10 protein-coding genes are annotated in these 17,197 nt (G+C 74.4%); 8 read left to right on the top strand and 2 right to left on the bottom strand.

What is annotated here, in order from left to right; genetic code table 11:
• Window positions 1-127 precede the first annotated feature (127 nt).
• Window positions 128-2,071 (bottom strand): Ig domain-containing protein, encoded by a 1,944-nt coding sequence (locus tag ACFVSN_RS35615; protein ID WP_387603300.1) that lies wholly within the window; start codon window positions 2,069-2,071, stop codon window positions 128-130.
• 281 nt (window positions 2,072-2,352) lie between these two features.
• On the opposite strand from ACFVSN_RS35615, the gene ACFVSN_RS35610 reads away from it, so the two are divergent.
• Window positions 2,353-4,683: a hypothetical protein gene (locus ACFVSN_RS35610; protein WP_387603303.1), complete on the top strand. Its 2,331-nt coding sequence runs from the start codon at window positions 2,353-2,355 to the stop codon at window positions 4,681-4,683.
• Between the two features lie 75 nt (window positions 4,684-4,758).
• Window positions 4,759-5,172, top strand: coding sequence for a hypothetical protein (locus ACFVSN_RS35605; RefSeq protein WP_380491585.1), 414 nt, complete (start codon window positions 4,759-4,761; stop codon window positions 5,170-5,172).
• A gap of 139 nt (window positions 5,173-5,311) precedes the next feature.
• Here ACFVSN_RS35605 and ACFVSN_RS35600 read toward each other — a convergent pair whose 3' ends face one another.
• Complete coding sequence (locus tag ACFVSN_RS35600) at window positions 5,312-5,818, bottom strand: hypothetical protein (protein WP_387603653.1); 507 nt, start codon at window positions 5,816-5,818, stop codon at window positions 5,312-5,314.
• A 264-nt stretch (window positions 5,819-6,082) separates the two neighbouring features.
• On the opposite strand from ACFVSN_RS35600, the gene ACFVSN_RS35595 reads away from it, so the two are divergent.
• From ACFVSN_RS35595 to ACFVSN_RS35570, 6 genes are all read left to right on the top strand, one after another.
• Complete coding sequence (locus ACFVSN_RS35595; RefSeq protein WP_387603650.1) at window positions 6,083-6,826, top strand: SOS response-associated peptidase; 744 nt, start codon at window positions 6,083-6,085, stop codon at window positions 6,824-6,826.
• Between the two features lie 184 nt (window positions 6,827-7,010).
• The gene (gene fxsT / locus ACFVSN_RS35590; RefSeq protein WP_387603647.1) at window positions 7,011-12,815 is read left to right on the top strand and encodes an FxSxx-COOH system tetratricopeptide repeat protein; all 5,805 of its coding nucleotides are present in this window, start codon (window positions 7,011-7,013) and stop codon (window positions 12,813-12,815) included.
• A gap of 5 nt (window positions 12,816-12,820) precedes the next feature.
• Window positions 12,821-14,137: a CHAT domain-containing protein gene (locus ACFVSN_RS35585; RefSeq protein WP_380493118.1), complete on the top strand. Its 1,317-nt coding sequence runs from the start codon at window positions 12,821-12,823 to the stop codon at window positions 14,135-14,137.
• Window positions 14,134-15,186, top strand: a complete 1,053-nt coding sequence (locus ACFVSN_RS35580) for a hypothetical protein (RefSeq protein WP_387603644.1) — start codon at window positions 14,134-14,136, stop codon at window positions 15,184-15,186. The genes ACFVSN_RS35585 and ACFVSN_RS35580 overlap by 4 nt, the downstream gene beginning before the upstream one ends.
• Before the next feature lie 44 nt (window positions 15,187-15,230).
• Window positions 15,231-15,953 (top strand): hypothetical protein, encoded by a 723-nt coding sequence (locus ACFVSN_RS35575; RefSeq protein ID WP_380437599.1) that lies wholly within the window; start codon window positions 15,231-15,233, stop codon window positions 15,951-15,953.
• Window positions 15,954-16,103: 150 nt separating this feature from the next.
• Window positions 16,104-17,066, top strand: a complete 963-nt coding sequence (locus tag ACFVSN_RS35570; RefSeq protein WP_387603641.1) for a hypothetical protein — start codon at window positions 16,104-16,106, stop codon at window positions 17,064-17,066.
• Window positions 17,067-17,197: the final 131 nt, after the last annotated feature.

Genomic DNA, 17,197 nt, shown 5'->3' with positions numbered 1-17,197 from the left:
CTAGGGAGTCCGAGCCCGCCTCGGAAGGGACGCACCACAAGTGGCACATCCCCTTCCCGATCGCCCTCCGGCCCCGGCCGGGACCGGGACCAGGGCCGGGGCCGGAGGACTGCGCCGAACGGCGGAATCAGGTCAGCTTCACCGACGCGTCGTCCACCAGGAAGGCGGTCTTCCCGCTCGTCGAGTGCGCGACCAGCTTGATGCCCACCGTCGAGCCGAACTCGGCCGCCACGTACGGCGTCAGGTCGAAGGACTGCAGCCGGTAGCCGTTCGTCGTGTCCAGGTTGCTCCAGGTCTTGACGGTCGCCATGTAGGTGCCGCTCCACTGGTCGTACAGCTCCAGCGAGAGCGTGTCCACCGCCGAGCCGCCGGGCGCGGAGGCGCCCTGGGCGCTGCCCGTGACGTTCAGCCAGAAGGACAGGTGCTCCTGGGTGTAGCCCGGGGTCGTCTCGACCCACTGGACGATGGAGTCGTCGCTCGCGGCGTTCTGCCCGAGCCACGCGTACGTCGCGCCGCCGTGCGCCTGGTGGGCGGTGGACGGCGTGATGATGTTGTAGCCGGACGGGTTCCACACGCCGTGGTCTGCGGTGCCGTTCTCGAAGCCCGGGTCGTTGAGCTGCTCGATCGGGGTGCAGCCGGTCTGCGGGCCGCGGAAGAAGCCGGCCCGGAAGGTCTGGCTCTGCGTGTTGCCCTGGTCGTCGCGGCCGGTCACGGTGATCGTGCGCCAGCCGGTCGCGTGCGTCGTCCCGGTGATGCGGCCGGTCTCCGCGTCGATCCGCAGCCCGGCGGGCAGGCCCTTGGCGCCGTACGTGATCGGGCGCCCGGCGCGGTCGGAGGCGAGGACGGCGAGGTCGACGGGCTTGCCGCTCTCGACCGTCTGCTCGCACGGACGGGTCACGAGGAGCTGCGCGTTGGCGAAGACCGGGTCGTCGCCCGTGCACAGGTGGTCGTAGTTCGACCACGTGGTCTGCACCGGGAAACTCCCGGTCGAGAGCTGGAGGTTGAACATCCCGCCGTTGCGGCCGACCGGGATCCAGGAGCACTTGTCGCCGTTCTCCTGGCCGGTCGCGTCCGTCCAGGCGCCGGAGGCGTTCTGGTCGGTGATCGTCTCGGCGTACTCGTGACCGCCGATGATCCCGTAGCCGTCGAGGCGGCCGCGCGCACCCGGGTTGATCCAGTTGGTGCCGCACGCGGGCACGTCGGTCAGGTACGGCATGAGCGTGTAGGCGAGGGTGCCGGCCGAGCTGCGCATGAAGGTGTGCCAGGCGCAGTAGCCGAGTTCCTTCCACTTGTCGGAGTCCAGGCCCTGGCCGGTGTTGATGATGTACTGCACGTCCCGGTTCCGGTTCGGGTCCGTGTTGCCGAAGTGCTTGGCGGCGGCGACGACTTCGGCCGCGATCTCCGGCTCGGTGGCGGCCTTCGGCGCGGGCGCCGCGTTGTCCACCCACACGCCCGCGAGCGTCTGGCCGGCCACCGGCATGCCGACGTGGTTGGCGTCGGGCGGGCAGTAGGACGAACCGGGCGCGATGCCCTCGCAGTACTGGGTCATCACGCGGGACCACGTGTCGGTCGTGCTGCCCAGGCCCTTGAAGAAGTCCTGCTGGTAGGGCGCGGCGGCGTCCGGGTCACCCGAGAGGGTGAGGTTTCCGGTCGTCGCGTCCGTGCCGGGGGTGCCCCACTGGCTGCCCCAGTAGATCAGGTACACCTTCGGCTGGCCCGTGGTGACGCCGATCGAGTCCTGGCCGCCCCGGTAGGTCATCTGCAGGTCGTAGTTGTTGCGCGGGGCGGCGGCCGCAGTGGTCTTCGCCGCCTGCCGCTGGGCGAAGGTGGTGGCGTTGGGCATCACGTGCGGCCGGGTGGCGCCGACCTGCACCCAGGTGCCGTCGATCTGCCGCCAGCCCTCGGCGGCCGGGTGCGGATCGGCGGGCGCGGCGCTGCCCGCCGGCCCGGGCTGCCGCTCGCCCTGGGCGAGGGCCGTACCGGCGGTGCCGGTGCCGGCGAGCCCGAGGACGAGCGCCCCGAGCAGGAGTTTCCGGAGCGATCCGGCGAGACGTGAACGTGCGGTAGGCACAGGGAGGTCCTGACTCTCGGTCGGAGGAAGGGGAACGAGGAAGGGGAACGAGGAACGGGGAACGGGGAACGGGGAGAGGGAACGGGAAAGCAACGGCCGTCCTTGCGCGCCCGTTGACGGGCCCTCAGGACGCCATGTGAAATGACACATGTCACCGATCACATGGGTCAAGCCCTTCGGCCTGAGGTTCGCGCCCGCACTTGTCCCACCCGTCCCGCCGCGATTTGAACGTTCAACACTCCACTGACCCAGCGCCCCCGACGTACGCTCAGGAGCCACTCATGCCTCCCGTGCACAACACCGTCCTGTCCAGCTTCTCCGCCCTCGCCGCCCTCGCCGTCATCGCGGGAGCGGCCCCCGCCTCCGCCGCCGGAGACGATCCGGTGGACGGCGGCACCTACGTCATCTCGTCATCCGTGGACGGCAGTTGCCTGGGCCCGCGGTTCGCCCGGCCGGCCCTCGGCACGCCCGCCGTCACCGCCGCCTGCCAGGGCCTGCTCAGCCAGCGGTGGCAACTGCGCCGCGGCGCCGACGGCTACCTCCTCGCCGACGCCGCGACCGGGCGCTGCCTCGCCGCCGACCTCACCGCCGCCGACTGCGGCAGCGCAGCGCGCTTCACCGTCTCCCCCGTGCCCGGCGGCCACACCCTCGCCACGGGCGGCCGCTGCCTCACGCCCCACCACGACGGCCCGGTCCGCGTCCAGCCCTGCACCCCGAGACCCGCCCAGCGCTGGACGCTCACCCGCACCGAGCCGCTCCTCCTCGCCAACCCCGGCTTCGAACTGGGCGCCGACGGCTGGACGTTCACCGCCCACACCGGCCTCGCCACCAACAACCCGCACACCGGCACCCGCCTCGCCTACCTCGACACGGGCACCGGTTACCGGGTGAGCCAGGAGGTCACCGCCGTCACCGACGGGACGTACGACCTGTCCGCGTGGATCGCGAGCGGAGCAGCGGGCGGCACCTTCTCGGCCACCGTCAACGGCACAGTCGTCCGCCAACTCGCCCTCCCCGGCCAGCCCGTCTACGCCAAGTACACCCTCCCCCGCATCCACCTCTCGCCCGGCGACCGGCTGACGCTCGCCTTCGGCTCCTCCCCCACCGGCTGGGTCAACGTCGACGAGGCCGCCGTCGCTCCCTCCGCCCCGAACGACCCGCTGATCGACTCCTCCGACCCCGAGGTCGTCGCCCTGTTCGACTGGGCCAAGACCAAGGCCAACAGCTGGGTCCAGCAGGCCGGCGCCCCCGGCATCCTCAACCTCGACGAGAACCACCCCGACGGCACGGGCACCGCGGCCTACGACACCACCTACTGGGCCGGCTACCCGTTCCGGTCCGACTTCTACAGCCGCGACTTCGCCCACCAGCTCGTCGGCGCCCACCTGTTGGGGCTCGACGCCCAGAACAAGACCATGCTGCGCGCCTTCGCCGCCTCCGCGACCGACGCCAACGGACTGGACCCGGTGTGGTCCGTCAACTTCGACGCCAAGACCCCGGGCAGCATCGACTACCGCAGCCCGAGCAGCTTCGTCCGGGAACTCCCCGCCCCCTTCGAGCTCGTGGAGAAGACCGGCGAGGCCTACCGCTGGACCGGCGACCGCGACTACACCGACGACCCCGTCCTCACCCGCTACGTCCGCGGCACGCTCGGCCCGTACATCGCCCGCCACCCCGGGCCCGTCGACAACGGCGGCGTTCCGATCCCGCAGGCCGCCAGCCGCAACATCTTCAAGGGCACCGCGAGCTACGCCGAGAACGCCACCACCACGTACGCCGAGGCGGGCGACGCCCTCGCGGCCCAGTACCAGGCCTACCTCGCCGCCGCGACCCTCGCCTCCTCGCGCAGCGACCGCGCCACCTACCGCCAGGCAGCCGAAACCCTCCTCCAATACGCGAACTCCGCCTGGACGGTGGACCCGCAACACCCCGACGCCGTCGTCCACGGCTACGACACCAACGGCCACCCCCTCACCGACTGGGGCTACGAGGCGAGCATCCTGATGCCCGCCAAACACCTCCTGGACGCGGGCCCGCGCCGGGACGCCTTCCTCGCCGACCTCGACGCCCAGGACTCCGGCCCGCAACGCTCCGACAACCTGGAGGCCTACACCTACCTGCCGGACGCCTTCTTCGCCGCCGGCGACGGGGACAGGGCGTGGAAGTGGATGCGCACCATCTACGAGGCCACCCCCCAAGTCCACACCAGCGGCCGCATGTTGAACGGCGACTACCCCGAAGTCCCGTTCACCCTGCTGTCCCAGACCGTCCAGGGCCTCCTGGGCCTCACCCCCGACGCCTCCGCCGCCTCCGACGCCGTCGAAACCACCTCCCACCTGCCGAGCTCGATGACCTGGCTCCAGGTCGCGGACATCCCCGTCGGCACAACGCGGATCACCCTCCGCCAGGACGGCCGCAGCGCCACGACCCTCACCAACACGGGCCCGACCCCGCTCACCTGGACCCCCCGCTTCCCCGGCACCCACCCCACCATCACCGTCAACGGCACACCGCACCCGGCCCAGACCACCACAGTGGACGGCACCACCTACAGCACGACCACACTCCACGTCTCCCCCGGCGAGACCACGACAGTCACCACCTCCGGCTAGGTTCGGGCGTGCGGCCGGCCGCGTGCGGGCACATCTCGGTAGCCCGGAGGGTTTCGGCATGAGAGCCTCACGATCATGGCCACGGAAACCGAGGTGGGCGAGCTGTTGCACCAGCGCGGCTGGCGGACGGCGTTCACGGTCTCGGACATGGTGAACGCGTGGGCCGCCCTGGTGGGTGTCATCGAGCGCGGCTATGACGACGACATCCACGAGTACACCAACGACCTCTACTGCCGGAACTGGCTCCACGAGGCGTGGCTCCTGCTGGACGAGCACCTCGTCCAGCTCTGGACGCCGCGGATCAAAGCCCTGGACGACCGGTACAAGGCCGCGACCGTCGACGACGACGGCCAAGCACTCGACCGGTTCCACGAACTGCCAGGCCCCGACCTGTGGTGGTGGCGGCGACACCCCCGCATCCTCACCGGGGACCTCGGGCGGTCACTCCGCTCGGCCGGCGCCATCGGCACCGACCCGGACGCGGCCTGACCCTCAGCGTGGTGGGAGTGGGAAGTCGGACCCGCCGACTTCCCACTCCCACGCGTCCCTCTACATCCGACCGCCCGCGGCCGCATCACCGGTCGGCATTCGCTGATGCCGGTGATGCGGCCGCGGGCGGGGAATTGGGTCAGCGGTCGAGGTCGATCATGAAGCGCCTCGTCCCCGGACCGACCGTGTCGGCGTGGATCGAGCCACGGGCGCGGTCGAAGTCCCCGGTGCCGCCGGTGATCGCGTTGTCGAACGAAGGCGGCGGGCCCGGGTTGAGGTTGCCGAAGACCATCCCCTGGGCGGTGATCTGGCCACCGGGGAGGGTGTAGGTCACGGTGCACTCCTCGGCGCCACCGTTGTCGGTGCGGGTGGTGGTGCAGGTGCCGCCGGTCTCGCCGACCTGGTTGCCGTCCAGATCGGAGAGCACCGAGCGGAAGACGGTCCGGTCGCCCTGGGCGGGGGCGCCGCCGGGGTTGACGGGGAAGAACGACTGCTGGGCGAGGCGGCCGATGAGGGTGATGACCCGGTCGCGGGCCTGGGGGACGGGCGATTCGGTGTTCGTCGCGGCCGTCGCGACGGGGGCGGAGGCGAGGAGGGTGACCAGCGCGGCGGCCGTGCCGAGGCAGGCCGTTCTCACAGGGCGCATTCGTGTGGCTCCTGAAGTCGGTGTTCATGAGGGGTCGGGCGGCTCATTCATAACCTCGGCCCTGCCGTCGCCCGGAACGTCCCGGCACGACCCACCGGCAGATTCGTCCGCGCGGACCACCCGGGGCGGGTCCCCGGCCGGCGTTCGCCGCTGCCGCGCGCACCGCGCCGTTCGACGCCTCCGCGGAGGTCATGGCCACGGTCGCCGCCTGAAGCGGGTGGGAGGTGAGGGCGTTTGTCGGTCGGGAGTGACAGGGTGGGGAGCATGTGCGGCCGTTTCGTCTCCACCACCACGCCCCAGGACCTCGTCGGCCTGCTCGGCGAGCTCCGCTGGGACCCCGCCGAGGCCCTCGCCCCGAGCTGGAACGTCGCCCCGACCGACCCCGTCCCGGCGGTGCTCGAACGGGTCGACCGCGAGACCGGCGAGTTGCTGCGGCAGTTCCGGCCGCTGCGGTGGGGCCTCGTCCCGTCCTGGTCCAAGGACGCCTCCGGCGGCGCCCGCATGATCAACGCGCGCTCGGAGACCGTCCACGAGAAGCCCGCCTTCCGCAAGGCCTTCACCGCCCGGCGGTGCGTGATCCCGGCGGACGGCTACTTCGAGTGGCGCGAGGTCCCGGCGGAGGCCGACCGCAAGAAGTTCAAGCAGCCGTACTTCCTCAGCACCGGCTCGGTGATGCTGATGGCCGGGCTGTACGAGTTCTGGCGCGACCGCACCCTCGCCGAGGACGACCCCGCCGCCTGGCTCGCCACCGCGACCATCATCACCACCGACGCGACGGACACCGCCGGCCGCGTCCACGACCGCATGCCGCTCACCATCGCCCCGGACGACGTGCCCACCTGGCTCGCCCCGGACGTCACCGACGCCACCGAGCTGCACCACCTGCTGCGCCGCCCCGCCGACGGCGCCCTGCGCGTGCGGGCCGTGTCGACGGCCGTCAACAGCGTGCGCTCCAACGGCCCGGAACTGCTCGACGGCGCCGAGGACCCACTGGGGCTCGCGGACTGACGGCGCGCGGTGGCAGCGCGGAGTGGCAGTGCGCGGTGGCAGCGCGGAGTGGCAGTGCGGCCTGACGGTGCGGCCTGACGGCGCATCACCCACCTGCCCAAATCCGCTGACAGCCCGCTGATCTCCCGTTACCGTTGGCGAGCAAGCGTCAACGGGGGGGGTGGGCAGCACGGTGATCACGTCGATGACGACGCACGCCCGGCCCGAGGGCGGCCTGCCCGACCACGACGCGTTCGAGCAGCGCCGCCGCCCGTCCGCGCCCTCCACCACCGCCGTCAACCCGCACACCGAGCAGCGCAGCGTCGTCCTGCCGCCCGCCGCCGCGCGGGCCGCGCTCAGCGTCGAGGCCACCCCGCCCTGGCACAACCTCCCGCCGCGCTCCGGCGGCGGCTTCGTCGGGCGGGACGCCGCGCTCCAGGCCATCGGCGAGGCGCTCGCGGACGGCGACGGCAGCGGGCTCGTCACCCAGGCCACCACGCTCCACGGCCTCGGCGGCGTCGGGAAGACCACGCTCGCCCTGCACTACGCCTACGCCCACGCCGACCACTACCGGCTGATCTGGTGGATCACCGCCGAGTCCGAGGAGCAGCTCGCCGAGGCCTTCGCGGACCTCGCCGTCCAGCTGTACCCGTCGTGGGCGCTCACCGCCACCCCGGGCCAGCAGGTCGAGTGGGCGCTGGCCTGGCTGCGCGCGCACGACCGCTGGCTGCTCGTGTTCGACAACGCCGAGGACCCGCTCCACCTCACCCCCTACCTCGGCCGCCTGCTCGGCTGCGGCCACCAGCTCGTCACCAGCCGGCGCGCGAGCGGCTGGCACCCGGGCATCCGGCGGGTGCGGATCGACGTGCTCGACGGGCCCGAGGCCGCCCGGCTGCTGTGCGACACCGCCTACCCGGGCAGCGCCGTGGACGCCGACGAGCAGGCCGAGGCCCGCTCGCTCGCCGACGAGCTCGGCCACCTGCCGCTCGCCCTCGCCCAGGCCGGGGCGTTCGTCCAGCAGACCCGCACCACGTTCGCGGCCTACCGCCGCCGCCTGCTGCGCTCCACCGGCCCCAGCACGGGCACCCGCCCGTCCACCGTCGAGACGGTCGCGCGGCTGTGGCAGACGACGCTGCACACCGTCCAGACCACCGCGCCGTTCGCCGTCGAGCTGCTGCGCACCCTCGCCTGGTACGCCCCCGAGGCGCTGCCGCGCGAGGCCCTGGTGCCGTTCGGTGCGCGCCGGCCGGACGAGGTCGCGGCCGGGCTCCGGCTGCTCGCCGACTACAACCTGATCACCCTCGGCACGTCCACGGTCGCCGTGCACCGGCTGCTGCAGAGCGTGCTGCGCACCGCGGACGGCGGGCGGCGGATGCGCGAGCGCGCCGAGCAGCAGCTCGCCGAGGCGGCGGCGCGGCTGTGGCCGGCGTCCGACCCGCGGATCCGCCGGGCGCTGCTGCCGCACATCCGCGAGCTGGCCGCCACCGGCCCGTCCGAGCGGCCGACGGCGCGGACGGTCGCGCTCTACCGCCTGGCGGCGGAGGAGTTCACCGACAAGGCGCAGCGGGTGTTCGCGCTCCCGCTGGTGACGGCACTGGCGGACGGCCAGGCCCGGCTGCTGGGCACCTACCACCCCGACACGGTCGCGACCCGAGGCCGGCTCGCCGAGCTGCACGCGCGCACCGGCGATCCGGCCCGGGCCATCGCGCTGACGCGGTCCGTCATCGCCGACCGCCTGCACCTGCTCGGCCCGGACGACCCGGCGGTGCTCGGCGACCGCAACACGCTCGGCCACGCGTACCGGCGGTCGGGCCAGCACGCGCTGGCCGTCGAGGAGTTCGGCTCGGTCGTGGCGGACCGGACCAGGGTGCTCGGCGCCGACCACCCGGACACCCTGTCCAGCCGGGCGGGCCTCGCGTACGCGCTACAGGTGGCCGGGCGGCACGCGGAGGCGGTGGCCGAGTTCGAGCGCGTGCTGGCCGACGCCGCCCGCGTCCTCGGCCCCGACCACCCGGACACGCTGACCCGCCGGATCGGCCTGGCCTTCGCCCAATTGACGGCGGGCGAGCACCGGTTGGCCGTCGCCCTGTACGAGGAGGCGGTGGCCGACCGCACCCGCGTGCTGGGCCCGGACCACCCCGACACGCTGACGAGCCGCGGCTGGCTGTCCGCCGCGCACGCCGTCGCCGGCGACCACCCGGCGGCGGTGGCCGGCTACGAGGCGGTCGTGCGCGACCGCACGCGCGTCCAGGGCCCGGACCACCCGCAGACGCTCGCCGCCCGCTGCCGCCTCGCCCTCGCGCGCAGCGACGCGGGCAGCCCGGCCGCGGCCCTCGCGGAGTACACGGAGGCCGTCGCCGACTACGGCCGCTCCCTCGGCCCCGACCACCCCGAGACGCTCGCCGCCCGCACCGGCCTCGCCCGCGCGCACCGCGAGGCGGGCCGCTACCGGCGGGCGGTCGAGCTCCACCGCGCGCTGGTGCAGGACCGCGAGCGTGTCCAGGGGCCGGACCACCCGGACGTCCTGGAGGAGCGCGGCGACCTCGCGTTCGCGCTGCGCCTCGCCGGGCCGGCCGCGCAGGAACTGCCGGAGCGGGAGCGGCTGGTGGCCGACCGCATCCGGCTCCACGGCCCGGACCACCCGCACACCCTCGCCGAACGCCACCGCCTCGCCTGGGCGTTGCAGGCCGCCGGTCGTCCGCGGGCGGCGCTCGCGGAGTGGGAGCGGCTGGTCGAGGAGCACGCCCGCGTCCACGGCCCGGACCACGGGGAGACGCTCAACGCCCGCCTGGGCCTCGCGCAGGCCTGCGGCGCCGCCGGCGACCACCGGCGCAGGGCCGAGCTGTGCGACGCGCTGGTCGAGGACCGCACCCGGGTCCAGGGGGCGGACCACCCCGACACCCTCGGTGCCCGCCGCTGGCAGGCGCTGGCCCACGGGGAGGCGGGGGACCACCGTCACGCGCTCGCGTTGCTCACGGCGCTCGCGGCCGACGCGGCCCGCATCCAGGGGCCGGACCACCCCGACACCCTCGACAGCCTCTACTGGCTGGCCACCGCACACCAGCGCGTGGGTGACCACCGCAGCGCTCTGGCGGTCTACACCGGGCTGGTGGCCGACCGCACCCGCGTGCTGGGCCCCGACCACCCCGACACCCTGGACGCCCGGCACTGGCTCGCCGCGACACACCGGGACACCGACGACCCCCGCACGGCCGTCAGGCTGTACGAGGAGCTGGCCGCCGACCGGGCGCGCGTCGAGGGCCCGCACCACCCCGCCACCCTGGGCGACCTCCTGGCCCTCGCCCGCTGCCTGACGGTCACGAGCGAGCACCACCGCGCGCTCGCCCTCTACCCGACGCTGGTCACCATCGGCACCCGCGTCCTCGGCGCCGACCACCCCACCACGCTCGGCATCCGCTGGTGGCAGGCCCACGCACACCAGGTGGCCGTCGACCACGCCCGCTCGCTCGAACTCTTCGAGGCCCTGGTCGCCGACAGCACCCGGATCCACGGCCCCGACCACCACGAAACGCTCACCAATCGCTGGTGGCAGGCCACGGCGCACCGCCTCGCCGACGACCACGCCCGCGCCCTCGAACTCTTCGACGTCCTCGTCACCGACAACGCCCGGATCCACGGCCCCGACCACCACGAAACGCTCCAGGCCCGCTCCGGCCTGGCCTGGGCCTGCTCCGCCGCACGGAGCCACCGCCGTGCCCGGGACATCGCGGAGGAGCTCGTCGCGGCCCGGACCCGGCTCGTGGGCCCGGACCACCCGGACACCTTCGGCGCCCGGTTCACCCTGGCCTGGTTCGTCCAGGAGGCCGGCGACCACCGGCGCGCGATCGCCCTCTTCGAGTCGCTGGCGTCCGACCGGGCCCGCGTCCTCGGTGCCGACCACCCGGGGGCGCTCGGCGACCGGTGGTGGCTCGCGGTCGAATACCGGGTGACGAACGACTTCGGGCGGGCGACGGAGCTGTGCGAGGCCCTGCTCGCCGACCGGCTGCGCCTCGACGGGCCGGACCACGCGAGCACGCTCGGCACCCGGTACCTGCTCGCCTCGACGCACCAGGCAGCGGGCGACCGGCACCTCGCCGCCAGGCTCATCGAGGAGCTGCTCCAGGACCGCATCCGCGTCCAAGGCCCGGACCACCCGGCCACGCTGACCGAGCGCGCCAACCTCGCCTTCGCCCGCCACGAGGCGGGGATGATCCGTCAGGCCCTGGACGACCGGGAAGCGCTGCTCGCCGATCGGCTGCGGATCCAGGGCCCCGAGCACCCCGCCACCCTCGACCTGCGCCGCGCGATCGCCCGGACCCGGCGCGAACTCGGCGAGGCCGACCGGGCCGTCGGGCTGTACGAGGCGCTGGTCGCCGACCGGACCCGGATCCAGGGACCCGACCACCCCGACACCCTCGACGAGCGCCGCGGCCTCGCCCAGGCCCTCAACCTGGCCGGCCGCAAGCGGGCGGCGATCGCCGAACGCGAGGCCGTCGTCGCCGCGCACGCCCGCGTCCTCGGCCCCGACCACCCGGACGCCCTCGCCGCCACCGAGTCGCTCGGCCACGGACTCCGCCGCGCCTGGCAGCACGACCGCGCCGCCGCCGTCTTCGAGCACGTCAGGTCCGGCCGCGTCCGCGCCCTCGGCGCCGGGCACCCCCTGACGCTCGACGCCTGGGACAGCATCGCGCTCAACCACTGCGACGCCGGGCGCTACGCCGAAGCCGTCGCCTGCTACGAGGACGTCCTCGACGCAGCGACCCTGGCCCTCGGCGAGGGCAGCCTCCAGGTGCTGATGACGCGCCGCGACCTCACCGACGCCCGGCTCCTGGCCGGTTACGCCGGTTACGCCGGTAGCGCCGGTAGCGCCGGTAGCGCTGAAGCCGCCGTGGCCGACTACACCGCCCTGGCCGCCGACGCGGCCCGGCACCTCGGCGCCGCCCATCCGATGGTCCTCGCGACGGAGGGCAACCTCGCGCTCGCGCACCGGGCGACCGGCGACCAGGAGGCCGCCACGCTCCTGGCGGCGGAGCTCGTCGCCTGCACCCGCGAGACCCTGGACCCGACCGACCCCCGCGCCCTCCTGGCCCGCGAGATCCAGGGCCTCGTCCTCGCCGACGGCCCCCGCCCGCTGCGCGCCGTCGTCCTCCTGGAGGAACTCGCCGAGGAAGCCACCGAGGCGCACGGCCCCCGCCACCCGGGCACCCTGAGCATCCGCCAGAGCCTCGCGTACGCCCGTCTCCGCGCCGGGGACCACGCCGGGGCCGTCCGCGTCTACGCGGGCGTCGTCGCGGACCTCCTGCCGCCCAACAGCCGGAGCGCCGTCACCCTGCTGGCCGACGGGCACCGGCGGCGCGACGAGCGGGCCCTGTCCGTCGGGGCCGAGCGGCCCCGCGTGGTCGGCCACTACCCCACCCTCGCCGTCGGCCTCGCCCGAGCCCTCGCCGGGGCGGGCCGGCCGGAGGCCGCGCAGGAGCTGCTCGACGCCGTCCGGGCCGGGCGGGAGGCCGTCATGGGCCCCGAACACCCGCTGGCCGTCGAGACCCGGGCGAGGCTGCACGGTTCGGCGGAGCCTCCCGCCCTCACCGCCGTGCCCGACCTGCCGCTCCCCGCACGACGGGCCCGGCGGACGGCCGTGACGGTATCCCGCAGCGCCTGGCGCCCCCGGCTCACGCTGCTCGACGAGCCCGCGCCCGGCAGCACCGTGCGGCTCGAACTGCGGCTGGAGCCCGACGCGCCCGGCGCCGACCCCCGCGAGCTGCCGGACCTGCGGCTCGTCGCCGCCGTCGCCTCGGACGCCGCGCTCGAACCGCCGGTCGCCGCCTACGCGCCCGGCCGCGAACCGGCCGTGCTGGCGCTGACGCCCGCCGTGCCGGGGCGGCACCGGGTGCGGATCACCGTGTACGACGCGGGCCACGGCGCCGCCCTCCAGGACCTCACCGCCGTCGTGGACGTGCCGCTGCCAGGTCCCGTCCACGGCCTCCCCGATCCCCAGTCCACGCAGGAGTGACGCACGTGCCCCAGGAGCTCCTCGTCGAGATCCGGCAGAACCCCTCCGCGAACTTCACCCGGCTCCCCCGCCAGCGCAGTCCGCGAGAAGCCGAGGACGCCAGGGACGCCAGGAACCCCGAGGACGCCGAGGACCCGCTCCCGCTCGACCTCATCGTCTCGCTGCGCCGCCGGCGCGACGACACCCTGGACATCCACGCGTTCCGGCCCGGCGAGCGCACCCCGCGCACCCGCCCGCACCGCGCGGAGCTCGCCGTCACGGGCACGAAGCTCCTCGCCAGGGCGGCCCGGCTGCGCACGACCTGGCGCGACCAGCTGGTCCGCTACGCGACGGTCGACGACTTCGGGATGCCCGACGACTACCCGTTCGCCTCCGCCGTCGACGTGTCCCACCTGCGCCCCGTCGCCGAAGGCCGGGCGGCCGAACTCGCCGAGGAGGGACGGTACTTCCTGGAGACGATGCTCGACGGGCCCGGCCGGGAGCTGACCGTCTTCCGGGAGTACCTCAACCGGACGCTCACCGAGCACGGCCCGCTCCGGATCAGCTTCGACTCCGACCTGCACCTGCCGTGGCCGATGCTCGCCGTCGACGGCGGACCGGGCCCCGACGGCCGCCCGGACCCGTGGGCGGACTTCCTCGGCCACCGGCACCAGATCGAGCAGACCGGCGCCGCCTACCCGCCGATCCAGCCGCCCCACCCGGCCCGGCCCCGGCCGGTCACCAGCCTCAACACCGACGACACCCTGGAATCCATCGGCCGCGCCCCCGAGGTCCGCAAGCTGCTGGAGGACCGCTCGCACCTCACCGTCCGCACCGAGTCGCGCGGCCTGCTCGACGCCCTGTCGCGCGCGGTGCTGGACGAGGACGTCATGTACTTCTGGTGCCACGGCCAGTTCGTCGCCGACGGCTCCGCCTTCAAGCAGCTCGCCGTCCGCCTCTCCGACGACCGGCACATCGACGCCGACCTCGTGCGCCGCCACCGGCGCCGGCACCTGGACGCACCGGAGGCGATGTTCCGTCCCTTCGTCCTCCTGAACGCCTGCCACACCGGGCAGTCCGCGGAAGGCGAACTCGAACACCTGGGGCGGGCGTTGGTCGACCTCGGGGCGGAGGGCGTGCTCGGGCCGCAGATCGAGATCCCGCAGGTGTTCGCCGCCGAGTACGCGTTCGCCTTCCTCGACCTCTACCTGACCGGCGGGCTGACGGCGGGCGAGATCACCCAGACCCTCGTCAGGCGCTTCGCCCGCGAGCACGGCAACCCGCTCGCGCTCACCTACTCCCTGCACTGCGGCATCGACAGCATCCTGGAGCTCACGCCGTGACCCGCCGCCCGACCCCGCCGTCCGTCCGGCCCGTCACCGTGGACCTCGACGAGAACGGTCGGCTGCTCGTCCCCGGCACCCGGACCCCGGTGCCCGAGGCGCGCGTCGCCGAGCACCTCGCCCGGCACGTGCGCGTGCCGGAGCGGGCCACCGACATCTACGTGTACGTCCACGGCTGGCAGACCAGTCCCGCCGCGGCGGACCGCGCGGCCACGGCGCTGCTCTCGCGCGCCGCCGACCTGCACCGGGCCCGCCCGGGCGCGTACCCGGGCCTGGAGCGCGGGTACCGGCCGTGGTGCGTCGTGGTGCGCTGGCCGTCGTCGAGCCTGCCCTCGCTCGGCGGGTACCGCCGCGTCCGTGAACGGGCGCACGCGATGAGCGCGCCCGGCCGCGGCCAGGCCGGGTACGTGCTCGGCCACCTGCTCGGCTACCTCGACGCCGACCGCGGCCACCCGGCCGACCCCGCCGTGCTGGCCAACCGCAACGGCCAGTACCTGCACCTGGTCGGGCACTCCTTCGGCGGGCGGTTCCTGTGCGAGGCCGTCCAGCACGCGGCCGAGCGGCCCGCCGGGCCCCGGGTCCTGAGCTGGAGCCGGCCGGGCGATCCGGCGCGGCCGTTCACCGTGGACAGCGCGCTGGTCTTCCAGATGGCCGCGCCCCGCGACGCCTTCTCCCGGCTGTTCCCGCGGCTGTTCCCCGAGTCCGACCGCAGGCCGGCCCACGCCGCGCCGCTGCGTGGGCCGCTCGTGCTCACCCACTCCCGCTGGGACCGCGCCACCGGCTTCTGGCACCTGCGGGCCGAAGGGCGGCCGGGCATCGGCCACTCCGGCACGGGCGTGGCGCCGGTGCACCAGTTCTCCACGCTGCTGCGCCCGGCCGGTTCGCCGTACCCGCACGACGTGCTGGACCACCCGATCGTGAACGTCGACGCCAGCGCGGTGTACCGGGGCGGCCCGGCCACCCGGCTGGCACCGGCGGGCGCCCACTCGGACTTCCAGCACCCGGAGTCGGCGCACCTGATGCTGAGCCTGGCGTCGCACTCGCGCTGAAAACCCGTACGGGGGCGGCCCGGGCGTCTGGCAGGATGCCGCGCGTGGACCTGGAAGCGATCTTCGAAGCGATCGACGCCGTCGACTGGGAGGCGCACCCGCACCGCCGGGACCCCTACACCGCCGACACGGCGGTGAACCTGCGGGCCCTGGCCGCCGCGACCACGCTCAACCAGGCCTCGCGCGGGATGACCAGGCTGCTGGACAGCGCCATCACCGACGACTTCGAGGGCACGGTGTACCCGGCCGCCGAGCTCGCGGTACCGATCCTGCTGGACGTCGTCGAACACGGCCACCGGCGGGCCGCCTCAGCCGCGCTGGACCTGCTCCAGACGCTGCTGAATCGTTTCCCCGACCCCGACTTCGGCCGGGTCGGCGCCCCGGGCCTGCCCGGCCTCCAGGCGTGCTGCGTCATCGCCGACCTGGTCCGGGCCCGGCGGGACGTCCTGGTGCTCCACCGCGACGACGGCCGTCGGCTCCTGGCGCTGGCCGCCGACCACTGGCGGTTCGAGGTCCGCGAGGTGGTGGACGCGGACGCGGACGGCGTGGGCGTGTTCGGCGTCCTGACCGGACGGCCTCCGGCCCGGCCGGTGCGCGCGGAGCTGCACTTCGAGCGCGGGTTCCTCGGCGTCCCTGCCGTCGAGGTGGAGCACGGGCCGGAGGACGACAGCGGAGAATCGTTTCTCCGGCTGGTCGGGATCCCCGAGGCCTTCGTGGCACCGGGCACGTTCGTCGTGCCTTGGGAGTGCTACGACTTCGAGGGCTGACGACGCCTTCGGGGGCCCGGTCCCTCGGCCGGTCCTTCGCCCACCGAGGATCTCGGGTGAGCGGCAGTCTGATCATCGGCTATATTCGCCGGGCGGCCCGCCGGGAGCGGGCCCTTCGCCCACCGAACCGCCCCGGGGAAAGCAGCCACCGTGTCACGGCCCATTGACGACCCGTCCGCCGAACCCGCCACCGGACCGTCGGCCGCCCAGCCGGCCCCCGACGTCGAACCGAAGCCGAGCGCCGAGCCGGAGCCTGCGGACGCCCGGCCCGCCGCCGCAGTGCCCGCGCAGCCCGCCGCTCCGGACGTCAACGCCAACCCCTACGCGACCGGCGAGGCCGGCGCCGGCCTCGCCGCCGGGCGGCAGTTCGGACCGGTCCCCGGGCAGCAGGCCTGGCCGCCGTACGTGCCCGGCGGGCCCGGTGCCCCCGTACCGCCGCCCTTCGTCCCGCAGCCGAAGGCCAAGGTCAGCGGGATGGCCGTCGCCTCCTTCGTGCTCGGGCTCATCGGGTTCCTCCCGCCGCTGTCGCTGGTGTCGATGGGCCTCGCCCTCGGCTCGTTCGGCCGGATCTTCCGCCGCCGGCAGGGCGGCTTCGGCTTCGCCGCCGTCGGCCTGATGTTCTCCGTCACCTGGACCCTCTTCGTCGCCATGCTCGGCGGCATCATGGCCTTCGCGTACCACGACCTGACGTCGGGCCCGACGCGCGGCGCCGACGGCCACCCGGTCGTCGCTGGGCGGGCCGGCTCCTGGTACCTGCAGGCCGGCGACTGCGCCGTCGGCGACATCCACACGTACCGGAGCGGGTCGGACCACTACCAGGTCGTCCCGTGCGCCCAGCCGCACCGGCTGGAGGTCTTCGCCTCGGTGACGCTCCCCGGCAACGGCTCCTACCCCGGCGTCGCGAGCGTCGAGGCGAGCGCGCGCCGGATGTGCCAGGACCAGGCGAGCTCCGCCGACCTCCCCGAGGACGGAATGATCGGGTACTTCTACCCGAGCCAGGGCCGCTGGTGGCTGTTCGACGACCGCGAGGCGCTGTGCGTCTACTCCTCCCTCACCCCGTGGTCGGGCCAGGTGAAGTCCAAGGACTCCGGCAAGCCCGGCAGCCCGGTCTAGTACCACCCTCCGCCGCTCCGATGGCCCCTGCCCGCACGGCGGGCTCTAGCGATCCCCGCAACACCCTGAGTTCAGGGAGTTGCGGGGATCGTGGATTTTGAGGGCTTGAAGGCGAGGTTCTTCGAGGCGTT

It is taken from the genome of Kitasatospora sp. NPDC057904, assembly GCF_042887925.1.
Classification (GTDB): Bacteria; Actinomycetota; Actinomycetes; order Streptomycetales; family Streptomycetaceae; genus Kitasatospora.
The sequence above is the reverse complement of the archived record's forward strand: the minus strand, read 5'-3'. Positions and strand labels throughout refer to the sequence as shown.